The following is an 11,177-nucleotide window of genomic DNA, read 5'->3' as shown; positions in this document are numbered from 1 at the left end:
TGGCCACCAAATCAAAATCTAGCGCTCACAAGAGTGCTACGAGTCATCAAGTTTGCGTCCACCTAGGACACATACCGTCCATGGTGTGACTACGGAAACACACTCATTCGGATCGGCCCTTGTGGTAATTCCCGCCCGCGGAGGGTCCAAGGGGATCCCCCTCAAAAACCTCCAAGCGGTTGGTGAGGACTCACTCCTCGCACGTGCTGTGAAGGCAAGTCTCGCCGCACCGCACGTTTCCGCAGTACTTGTCTCGACCGACTCCGAACTCATCGCCCGGGAGGCTGCACGATACGGCGCGGTTGTCGTGCGCAGGCCCGGGGAGATCGCGGGCGACTCTGCGAGCTCCGAGTCGGCGGTGCTCCACACACTCGATGCCTACGAGGCCGGTGGCCACCTGCTCCCAGACGTCACCGTACTCGTGCAGTGCACGTCGCCCTTCATCAACCCCGGCGCGCTCAACGCCGCGATCACGCGGGTACTGGCTGGCAGCGAAGACGTGGTGTTCAGCGCGACCGAGGATCACTCGTTCTCGTGGACGGTGGACACCGCGGGCGCCCACGCAGTAGGGCACGACCCAAGTCACCGCCTCCGACGCCAAGACCTACCACCCTCGTACCGGGAAACGGGTGCGTTCTACGCGATGAACACTGCCGGTTTGCGGGCCGCGCGCAACAGGTTCTTTGGCCGGATAGGCATCGAGGCGGTCCCGCGCATCGACTCGATCGAGATCGACTCACCCGAAGACCTAGCCATTTGCCGGGCGATTGAGCACGCGCAGGCAGTGCCGCTCGAGGAGTCGGGGACGGGCGGCGCGGAGGGCACTGGTCAAGTGGACTTCGACGTCGACGCTCTCATCACGGACTTCGACGGTGTCCACACGAACGACACAGCAATCCTGTCCGCTGACGGCTCTGAGCAAGTCCAGGTTTCCCGCTCAGACGGGATGGGAGTGGCCCGCCTACGCAACCGTTCCGTCCCCTTCCTGATCCTGTCCACCGAACGCAACCCGATCGTCTCGGCCCGCGCCAAGAAACTCGGCGTGGATGTCCTTCAGGGCATTGACGACAAGGCGTCCGCACTGACCGCTTGGCTCTCTGCCAACAGGCTCGACCCACAGCGTGTGGCCTACGTGGGGAACGACGTCAACGACCTTCCCGCAATGGCCCTCGTGGGCTGGCCGGTGGCCGTTGCCGACGCGCGCCCCGAAGTGAAGTCCGCCGCCCGGCACGTGCTGTCCCGCAAGGGCGGGCAGGGCGCGGTCCGGGAGATCTGCGACATCATCACCGCTCGCACCTCACCACTTCCCACCCCATCCACACAACAACCTATTCCGCACGCCTAAGAAACCCGCACTCAAGGAGAAACGTCATGTCCACACATTCACTCGCCGCCCCAGTAATCACCCCGGTTCCGATCGCGGAGCAGCAGGTGGGCGAGGGGCAGCCCGTCTACGTGATCGGCGAGATCGGCATCAACCACAATGGCTCGGTCGAGGTGGCCAAGCAGCTCATCGACGTTGCTGTCGAGGCCGGCGCGAACGCGGTGAAGTTTCAGAAGCGCACCCCTGCGATCTCTACCCCGCTCAAGCAGCGCGATCAGATTCGCTCGACCCCGTGGGGCGAGATGACCTACCTGGAGTACCGGTACCGCGTTGAGTTCGATGAGGTCCAGTACAAGGAAATCGGCGACTATGCTGCCGAGCGCGGCCTGCACTGGTTTGCCTCGCCGTGGGACGTCCCGTCGGTTGAGTTTCTGGAGCACCAGGGCGTGCCCACCCACAAGGTCGCGTCAGCGTCCGTAACGGACATCGAGCTCCTGACTGCCCTTGCGCAGACCGGGAAGCCCATCATCCTGTCCACGGGCATGTCCACGATCGAACAGATCGACAAGGCCGTGGAAACCCTCGGCACCGACAAGCTCATCATGATGCACGCAACGTCGACCTACCCGCTTCCTCCCCAGGAGGCCAACCTGCGCACGATCGAGACCCTGCGTGAGCGCTACCAGGTGCCTGTTGGCTACTCGGGTCACGAGCGCGGTCTGCAGATCTCGCTCGCCGCTGTCGCGCTCGGCGCCGTGACCGTGGAACGCCACATCACGATGGACCGCTCGATGTGGGGCTCGGACCAGGCTGCATCCCTTGAACCCACGGGCTTCAAGAACCTCGTGCGCGACATCCGCATCATCGAAGAGGCCATGGGCGACGGCGTGAAGAAGGTCTTCCCTGGCGAGCTTGCTCCACTCTCGCGCCTGCGCCGCGTCGACGCCTGATCGCTGCCACTTCCTCAGCGCCAACCTTGGGCCGGGGCCACTAGCGCCCCGGCCCATCGCCACAGACACAGAAAGCCGGATCGTGCCGCAGCCACTCGTTTCCGTTGTCATTCCCGCCAAAGACATGGAGGACTACCTCGGCGATGCCCTGTCGTGCCTGCTCATTCAGGGCATTGATCCGGGCCGACTAGAGGTCATCGTGGTCAACGACGGTTCAACGGACCACACCGCGCGGGTGGCGAGTTCGTTCGCTGATCGCCTCCCGCTGCTCACCGTTCTGGAGAACGCTACCTCTCAAGGCGTCTCACGGGCCCGCAACCGCGGCATCGAGGCCGCCACGGGAGGCGCACTGTGTTTTTTGGATCCCGACGACTGGTACGGTCCCCGGTATTTACGCACGTGTCTGGATGCGTTGAACGGGCTGGACCTGGACTTTGTCCGCACTGATCACACGCGGCAGACCGGGCGCTCGCGCGAGATTCGTCCGGCTCCGGAGTTTCGTCGCGCTCGCGTGCTGCACCCCCTCGACTCCGTGGCAGAGCCTGACCGCTCTACTATGCTCGACTACCCGTTCCCCTGCACCGGCCTGTTCTCCGCCCGCCTGCGCGAGCGTGGTGAACTCCATTTTTCCGCCGAGTGCGCGACCGCCGAGGACCGCGAGCTCATGTGGCGCTTGCACCTCACCTGCGAGCGCTACGGAGTCATCAGCGAGCCCGGATTCTTCTACCGCCGCGGCGTTCCCGGTTCGCTGACCGCGGCGGTGACCCGCCGCCAGCTTGGGTTCCTTGACGCGTTCTCCCTCATATTTTCGACGATCTTGGCTACGCCCATTTCACCGGCTGCGGTTGCGCTTGGGGTGACTGAGGACGGGCTGCTTACCAAGGCGTCCCGGCAGTTCTTGGCCATTGCGCACTTCCAACTGGTGAGGTTTGCGGAAGCTGAAAGTCGCGGCGGCGAGCCGGCGCTCATGGACGAACTGGCGCTGCGGACGTGGGACATGGTGGCCAACCGACCGTATGTTGCGCGCGCGTTTGCTGTTCTCGATGAGGAGCGGGCGGACAGCCTGAATACGATGTTCGCGCGCGTTGCGGGTGGTGTTCGCCGTGCCCACGCATGAGATCTACGAGGCGTCTTCGCTCTTCCAGGTGGTGGCCCTGTGCGCGGCGATCGATTCCGGCGTTGTGTCCGCTCCCGGCCGGTTGCGCACCCTCGTGTTGTGCACCAACGCGCCTGCGCCCGAGTTGGCTGCTCCGCTCGAGGAGTCACAGATTGTGGCCGAGGCTTCCTCTCGCTTCACCTCCGTGGTGTCTCTCAACACGCTCCTCTACCCCTTGGCCCCGCGAGACTTCTCTCCGCGTGCGCGCGACATGTCGTGGGTGCGGCCTCTGCTCAGCTCGTATTTGGGTGTCGGTCGCGGTGCCGACGTTGTGCTGTACCTGGAGTCGTTGCAGTCGGACCCCGGTTTGGCGCTCGCGCGCGTTTTCTGGGACAGCAAGATCGTGGTGCACGCGGACGGACTGATGGTTTACGGTCCGTCGCGCACTCGCTTCCCCGCCTCGATCACCCAGCGAGTTTCCGGCATCCTGTACCCGCAGTTTGTCCCGGGGTTGGAACCTCTCCTGCTCCGCGAGGCGTCTCCTCGCCACATTCCGTTGCCGCTGGAAGACCTGAAAGCAACTGTTGCGGGCTTCGTGACCGAGGTCACGGAGGCACCGGTTCCCGGTGAGCCGTATGCGCTCGTGCTAGGCCAGTACCTCTCGGCGCTGGGCGTGCTGGAGCCTGCGGAAGAGTTCGAGCTATCGGCCCGGATGATCGCCTACGCCCACGAGCGCACAGAGCTCCTCGTGGTGTTCAAGCCGCATCCCAGCGCCCCGGAACCCGTGCTATGGCGACTTCGAGAGTTTGCCGAGTCGCGTGGCATTCGCCTGCATGTAGCCCGAGGCGGCGCCATTGCGGAGTTTCTGTTCCATGCCTATCCCCCAGACCTCGTGGTGTCATCGTTCTCCACGGCGCTGCCCACAGCCCAGTTTGGGTACGGGATCCCTGTGGCGGCTCTAGGGACCGATTTACTGCTGGAGCGCCTCACACCATACGAGAACTCCAACCGGGTGCCCGTGACCATCGCTGACGCGCTCATGGGAGTCGACGGAGCCGCGCAATCGTACCGCGAGCGCCACGGCCTGGGGCCTGGGACATCCGAGCTCTCCGCGCTCATCAACGCAGTCGCGTATGCGTGCCAGCCTGACCTCAACCCCGATCTGGCGGAGGGCGCCCGTTCCTTCGCGTCCTGGCATATGGAAGGGCTCCCGCACACCGCTCACAAAGAGCCTCAACCCGCCTGGCGGCGCTATATCAAGCTCAAGCGGGCACGTGCCGCGGGCATCGTGGCGCAGGCGCCGTCTCCCTCAACGGCTAGGGACCTTCGCGGCTCGCGGTGGGCTATCGGCGCCTTTCGCCAGCTCAAGCGGCTTTCCCCGGCGCGGCGCTCGCCCGATCTCCTGCGCGGCCCCTCAACCAATAACCGGAGGAAGCAGAAGTGAGCCACTGGCGTTCCGTTGCATATGCGGAGTCCCCACTCCAGCTCCTCAACGTGGTCGAAGCCCACGCCTACGGAATCCTGGGACCCAACTGCGAGCTAGTCGTCCGCGACCCGAACGGCTCGATCGCGCCCACCCTCTCGGCGCTCAAGGAAATTGGCCTGCCCATCGGCATCAAGGTGTTCGGGTCCAAGGACACGCCCCAAACGGCCAAGCACACCACGCCCAAGGGCGACTACGTGCACGTACTGGGAGATCCCTTTTCGGGACAGCAGCAGTCGGGCTTACTGCGACGAAATCGGGTCACCGATGTCGTGATCGTAGACGACGGCCTCAACACCTTTGCCGCAGTTGAGGCGCTCGCGGCCAACCGTGCGATGGTGCGGCCCGGGCAGGTGGTCTCCCCTGCACGCAGAACCCTCGGACTGGCCATGACCCACCAGCTCCGCAGGGCCGCGTTCTCAGGAAGGCTCACCGTTTTCACAGCAATGCCGCCAACGGAGGCTTTCCATCAGGAGCTCGCGGTGCTCGATGCGCACGTGGTGTTTCACCAGTATCCGTGGCTCAGCTCCACGCCCACCGCCATGCCTGCTGGCAATGACACGGTCGTGGTGGGTTCAGGATTCGTTGCAGATGGCCACATCCACCAGGACCCCTACGTCGAGTGGGTGCGAGAACTGGCGCGGAACGGGCCGGTGCTCTACTACCCGCACCGGAGAACCACCACTCCACTGCGTCGGCACATTGCTGCGCTCGACGGCGTGAGCGTTGCGTATGCTTCCGCATCAGTCGAGGTGTCCCTGCGGGGCCTCAACCCGCCCGCGTCCGTGCACATGCTGCCCACCACCGCGCTCATAACGCTCACACCGATGCTGAGCACTCGGGGCGTCCCGGTTGTGGGACATCAGGTCCCCTCCCACTGGTGGACCGACCAGACCTCCCCCGGTGTCCGGGACTTCCTGACCCGGCCTCTTTCACTGTTCGAGAGCCAACCCTGATGCACACCCAACCTAGAAGCCCCATCACGATACTTGCCATCGCGGACTCCGACTCGTACCTGAAGTGGGCTGCCACGACCCTCGATACGCTGGGCCCGGACTGTGCACCCCGCGTTGTCCTCGTCCGTTCACCCATATTTCCGTCCCCTGCACAGTGCGAGGCCGCCACATCGGGCACACGGTTTGCCACGGCGCTGCCGCGCGTGGTGTCGATGCCTCGACTTCGCCGGATGCTGCGGGAACACACTCCCGACGTAATCCTTCTTGCGGGGACTGGGCCAGTTATGGAGGTGGTCGCCGAGATCGCGGTAAGGCTTCCTTCGCCTCCCGCGCTCATCTCCGGGATTCCCGGCATGGCGCTGCCAGCGAGGGCAAAGGGCATCGAGTTCCGATCGCGTGTCCACTCCATGGTTGTGCACTCCGAGCGCGAACGCACAGAATACGCAGCTCTCATGGACGCGCTGGGAGTCAGACAGGACCTCGTCCTCAACCCGCTTCCCTTCCTCCCACCGCGGGCTCAGCACTCCGCAGAGGCCACCACAACCCTCGTGTTCACTCCGCAGGCCCTCGTGCCACGGTCTGCGCACCAGCGCGAGCGAATTCTGCGCGCGCTCCACAGCGCCGCACTTACCCACACCGACCTCACCGTTGTGGTCAAGGTGAGGGCGCTTGCGGGCGAGCAGCAAACCCACAACGAGCAGTTCCCGTACGACTCCCTGTGGGATGACCTGTGCGAGCGCGACAAGGGGCTGCGCAGGGAAGCGCTGACCTTCGCGGCTGGCCCCTTGAGCAACTACCTGAGTCCAGGCTCCGCCCACGTCACGGTCTCATCCACGGCGGCGCTCGAGTCGCTTGCTGCAGGCTTACCCACGATGATCCTGTCCGACTTTGGCGTGAACGAGCGCCTCCTCAACGCCGTTTACTCGGGAAGCGGGTGCGTTGGCACGCTCGAAGACGTGGTTGAGCTGCGGTTCGGGCAGCCGGACCGCGACTGGCTGACCGCGAACTATTTTCACACGAGCCCGCCCGAGCTTCCCGCTCACCTGGTGGAGCTTGCGGGGCGTGCCCGATCCGGAACACTTCCCACCCACCCTCCACTCAATGTGGGTCGAAGGAGACGCCGGCTCGCCCGCAACTGGCTGCGATCCACCGTCCCGCCCGCACTCGCACGAGCCTCTCAGCGCGTCTCTCGCGCACTCCGGCGGGCCCTCTAGCCAACTTGCGCGAGCACCGCTAGATACTTGCCGCACGCACAAGAATGGGGCCGGACCATGCGTCCGGCCCCACATCTTTGTCCGCTTTCTAACTGGTTGCCTTGCCAAAGAGGAATCCCGCTCCCCAGCACAGGTGCATGGTGGCGAGGACCGGCGGAACGCGGAGGCGTGCTCGTGGAGGCAGCTCGCGGGCTGCCCAGAGTCCTCCTACCAGCGCAAATAGTGCATATCCGAGAGGTGCGGCGAAGGCGGTCATGAGCGCCGATGGTCCAACGCTCGCGCCAACCAGACCGAGCAGTGTGCCCACAGTGATCGTAAGCACCGCAAGCGGCGGGGCGAGGTAGCGGAGTGAGGCCGTGGATCGATTGTTCTTCATGACTTCACGGCGCCACTGCCCCGTGTGGAAGAACTGCTTGGCCAGAGCCTTGAAACTAGAGCGCGGTCGGTAGTCCACGGCAACGTCGGGGCGAAACCATACGATTCCCCCGGACTTCCTGATTCGGAAGTTGAGTTCCCAGTCCTCGGCTCGCTCGTAGTACTCGTCATAGTTGCCCACCCGGTCCAGAGCTTCCTTGCGGAAGGTACCAAGGTAGGCGGTCTCCTCAGGGCCTTCGATCCCGCCCGTGTGGAAGGAGGCAGGCCCGATACCGATCCGATGCGACATGGCAAAGGCGATGGCCTGCTCGAGCGGCGAGGTTCCCACGGGATGCATGACTCCTCCCACGTTGTCTGCACCCGTGCGCACGAGGGTCTCAACCATCGCGCTCACATACCCCTGGGGAAGCCGGGTGTGACCGTCAAACCGAACAACTGCGAGCGCATCAGAGGGAACGTGGGAGAGTGCAATGTTGAGACCATTGGGGATGAGACCGGAGGGGCTCTCCACCACGGTGAGGCGCCGATCACGTAGCGCATACTCCTGAGCGATCCCGTACGTGTTGTCCCTCGAGGGACCAACTGACAGGACCACGCTCAGTTCGCCGCCGTACACCTGGCACAGTACCGACTCAAGCGCGCCTTCGAGGTAGCGCTCCTCGTTGCGCACGGTTGCGACCACGCACACCTTTGGCAAGGTCGTCTCGGCGCGTTGATCGACTGGTTCTTCTCCAACCTGGGCTGACATAACTCGAACGATAGGCGCCCGGAATGGACGCGGCTTGGCGCCCAATCCAACGCTCGATGAAGATACCCCTACAACCACTAGCCAACGTGAACGCGCCCCAAACTCGCGATGACCACTTGTTCTGCCAGTTGCCACGCCGCCCGCGTGCAGGACAGTGCTGGGTTGCTTAGATAGGTTTAACCCATGTCCTCCTTGCTGCCTCCCGAGCACGACCGCGAGCACCACCGCCAGCTCCAGAACAGCCTTCCACGCGGTTTTGTCCGGAAGTCAGGCGATGGCTGGGTCAATTGCGGTTGTGGAAACCGGCACTGGGGCCTCTTCGGAGCCGCGGGCCTGTTCCTTGCCAAGCGCGGAGCGGATGGCAGGTGGAGCCACGTCGTGTTGCAGCACCGCGCCCTGTGGAGTCATCAGGGCGGAACATGGGGCGTTCCGGGCGGGGCGCTCATGGAGGGGGAAACTCCGGTCGAGGCCGCGCTGCGCGAGGCACACGAGGAGGCGGGCGTTTCCTCGACGAGTGTCATCCCTCTCGCAAGCCACGAGTTCACCCATCCCGATTGGTCGTACACCACGATCGTCGCAGAGTCCGCCGGCCCATTTCACACCATCGGTGCTACGGATTCCGAGTCTCTCGAGATCGAATGGATAAAGCTGCCCCTTTTGCGGCTGGCCGCAGCCTCCGATAACCAGCAGATCACCCGAAACGGTGAGGTGGTCGAGTTCCTTCCCGCGTTTCACAGCTCTCTCCCCCGGTTGTTACAACTCTTGGACGAGCAAGAGTAAAAACACAGTGTCCGTTTTTACCGTCTAACCACCGGCTACGCCCACTGTTCACGGTAAGTTTGCTTCATGCCTCATAGAACGAACCGCACCAGTGCCGCGCTGCTCGTCGCGCTCACCGCCTCGGTAGCCCTCACCGCCGAACTCGTGCGGTTCTCTGGCCCTCAGTTCGATTACGTGCTGAACAACGCCGGAGTCATCTCAGCAGCGCTCGCAGCGCTGGGCACGTATCTAGCGCCCGCGCTCCTCACCTTTGCGCTCAGCGCGCGCCGGGCACCAAGTGGCCCCATGGTCCTCGTGGCCATCGCAGCACTCGGTATTGCGCGTTCGGGCCTCCAGTTCCTGGACGGAACCGTCCGGCTCGGCGTTGGGCTTGCTACGGTTGCGCTCGCGATCTCCACTACCACGATCGTTGCAGCTGCCCTGTCCCGGCATGGAGGAATGCTCGTTGCACGCGGTGTATTCGGCGGCCTCCTCGTCTCCGCTGCGATCAACCTGCTGTTGGGGACGCTCGACGCCATGTGGCACGAGCACCTTCTGGCCTTTGTGCCAACTGCACTCGTGCTCGCCACCGCTCTCGTGTCGGCCTGGCTGGCCCGGGACGTTACTCCCGCACCGCGCTCTAAGGGCTTGTGGGCAATCGGACCGGTTCTCACTCTCGGCACCGTGGTGTTTGCGAACCCCGCGTTCATCTCCTCGCAGACTGGCCTGGCGCTGTGGGTTTCGGGTCTGATCATGGCCGTCAGTGCCATGTTGTGCACCTTCGTTCTTGCCCGCAATCAGCAGCCCGTCCGGCTTCTCGCCTTCACGCTCGTTGCGAGCACCGCCCTGGTCTACTTCCTAGCAAGCTGGCCAGAGCCCAACAGCGTTCTGGGTTCGTTCGCCATTGCGGTGGGAATAGCGATTCTCGCGATTTCGAGCTTCGGCTTGCTCATCACTGCCACGGAACGCTCCAGCCAGTCGGCATCAAGTGTCTCGCTCGCGGGCGTATCTGCCGGCATCGGCCTCCTCGTGATCCTGCCGATCCTCCTGTTCCAGCTCGACTACGACATTCCGCTGGGCTTCCCCAACGAGTTCATCATGGTCGGCCTGTCCGTTGTTCTTGCGGCAGGAGCACTCGTGATCGCCCGCGCCGAGAAGCGCGCTGGCAGGCTGCCCTCAGCGCCTCCTGCGGAACTTGCGTCCCGCCCCATGATCTTCGCGTCAGCGGGTGTGGCCATCGCTTCGATCGCAGCCCTCGGTATCGGCAGCTTTGCGGTGTCGTCCATGTACTCGATGCCCGGGTATGAGGGTTCGTCCTCCAACGTCACGCTCATGAACTGGAACCTGCACTACGGTCTCGCGCTGGATGGCTCCGTGTCGCTCGAGCAGATGGCCCGCGAGATCGATGAGGTGAACCCGGACGTCCTCGCGCTTCAGGAGGTCTCGCGCGGCTGGATCATGGCCGGCGGCTCGGACATGCTCACCTACCTCGCAAACAAACTCAACATGGAGTTCGCGTTTGTTGGGGCTGCCGACAACCAGTTCGGCAATGCAATCCTGTGGAAGAAGTCGCTGCGCCAGACTGCGATGGAGCGCACGGCCCTCACCTACGGTGACGGACCGCAGTGGCGCTCCGCGATCGCAGGCACCTTCAACGTGCGCGGTCAGGACGTGAACCTCGTGTCCGTTCACCTGCAGCACAGGGACGACAACACGCCAACCCGCTTGGCCCAGTTGGAAGACCTGTTCGAGAACCTGCACATCGGCGGCACCACGATCATTGCCGGAGACTTCAACTCCCAGCCTGGCTGGCGCGAGATCAAGGAACTCGAAAAGCTCGAGTTCACCTCGGCAATCGATTCGGCGGGCGACCCCGCAGCGTTGACGTTCCCCGCGAACCAGCCAGACGTTCGCATCGACTGGGTGTTCGGCCGCTCCGTCGAGTTCTCGGACGTCAAGGTCCTAGACTCCACAGCTCCCGACCACCTGCCCATCGTCGCGGTCGTCTCCACCAACTGACTCACCGCTTCGGGCCTGCGTGGGCACAATCGTCGTTAATTTTTGATTCACGACGATCCCCGCACCACCCGGTGCGCCGCACCGACCGCTGGGGTACTCACTGCTCGTTCCCTTGCGGGAACGCACTAAGGGCGGGGTGCCACCTCTTTGAGGTGGCACCCCGCCCTTAGTCGTGTGCTCGCTGATGTTTAGGTCGTGGTTGGAAGCGAGGCGATTCCTAGTCCTGGGTGATCTGGTGGCCCATGCGGGCAAC

At 64.0% G+C, this 11,177-nt stretch carries 9 protein-coding genes; 8 read left to right on the top strand and 1 reads right to left on the bottom strand.

The genetic code is table 11. The annotated features are described in order from the left end of the window. Window positions 1–85 precede the first annotated feature (85 nt). The 6 genes from HGSM_RS08545 (at window position 86) to HGSM_RS08520 (ending at window position 7,023) form a co-directional block, all read left to right on the top strand. A complete protein-coding gene (locus HGSM_RS08545) occupies window positions 86–1,345 on the top strand; it encodes an acylneuraminate cytidylyltransferase (protein WP_040594903.1) in 1,260 nt (419 codons plus the stop codon). Window positions 1,346–1,371: 26 nt separating this feature from the next. Further along, complete coding sequence (locus tag HGSM_RS08540) at window positions 1,372–2,274, top strand: N-acetylneuraminate synthase family protein (protein WP_019148336.1); 903 nt, start codon at window positions 1,372–1,374, stop codon at window positions 2,272–2,274. 82 nt (window positions 2,275–2,356) lie between these two features. After that, entirely contained in the window at window positions 2,357–3,391 is a 1,035-nt protein-coding gene (locus HGSM_RS08535; RefSeq protein ID WP_019148335.1) for a glycosyltransferase family 2 protein, read from the top strand. Further along, the gene (locus tag HGSM_RS08530; protein WP_154646291.1) at window positions 3,378–4,814 is read left to right on the top strand and encodes a polysialyltransferase family glycosyltransferase; all 1,437 of its coding nucleotides are present in this window, start codon (window positions 3,378–3,380) and stop codon (window positions 4,812–4,814) included. Before HGSM_RS08535 ends, HGSM_RS08530 begins: the two co-directional genes overlap by 14 nt. Next, complete coding sequence (locus HGSM_RS08525) at window positions 4,811–5,809, top strand: hypothetical protein (RefSeq protein WP_019148333.1); 999 nt, start codon at window positions 4,811–4,813, stop codon at window positions 5,807–5,809. Before HGSM_RS08530 ends, HGSM_RS08525 begins: the two co-directional genes overlap by 4 nt. After that, complete coding sequence (locus tag HGSM_RS08520; protein WP_019148332.1) at window positions 5,809–7,023, top strand: DUF6716 putative glycosyltransferase; 1,215 nt, start codon at window positions 5,809–5,811, stop codon at window positions 7,021–7,023. Before HGSM_RS08525 ends, HGSM_RS08520 begins: the two co-directional genes overlap by 1 nt. 88 nt (window positions 7,024–7,111) lie before the next feature. Here the strand turns inward: HGSM_RS08520 and HGSM_RS08515 are convergent, their stop codons facing one another. Then, complete coding sequence (locus HGSM_RS08515) at window positions 7,112–8,146, bottom strand: glycosyltransferase family 2 protein (RefSeq protein WP_019148331.1); 1,035 nt, start codon at window positions 8,144–8,146, stop codon at window positions 7,112–7,114. A 183-nt stretch (window positions 8,147–8,329) separates the two neighbouring features. On the opposite strand from HGSM_RS08515, the gene HGSM_RS08510 reads away from it, so the two are divergent. Both HGSM_RS08510 and HGSM_RS08505 read left to right on the top strand, forming a co-directional pair. Further along, window positions 8,330–8,926 carry an NUDIX domain-containing protein gene (locus HGSM_RS08510; RefSeq protein ID WP_081581400.1) on the top strand — a complete coding sequence of 199 codons (597 nt, stop codon included), beginning with the start codon at window positions 8,330–8,332 and terminating at the stop codon, window positions 8,924–8,926. 66 nt (window positions 8,927–8,992) lie between these two features. Then, window positions 8,993–10,924 (top strand): endonuclease/exonuclease/phosphatase family protein, encoded by a 1,932-nt coding sequence (locus HGSM_RS08505; protein WP_019148328.1) that lies wholly within the window; start codon window positions 8,993–8,995, stop codon window positions 10,922–10,924. The last annotated feature ends 253 nt before the right edge of the window (window positions 10,925–11,177 follow it).

This window comes from Timonella senegalensis JC301 (assembly GCF_000312125.1).
In the GTDB taxonomy this organism is placed as follows: Bacteria; Actinomycetota; Actinomycetes; order Actinomycetales; family Cellulomonadaceae; genus Timonella; species Timonella senegalensis.
The sequence above is the reverse complement of the archived record's forward strand: the minus strand, read 5'-3'. Positions and strand labels throughout refer to the sequence as shown.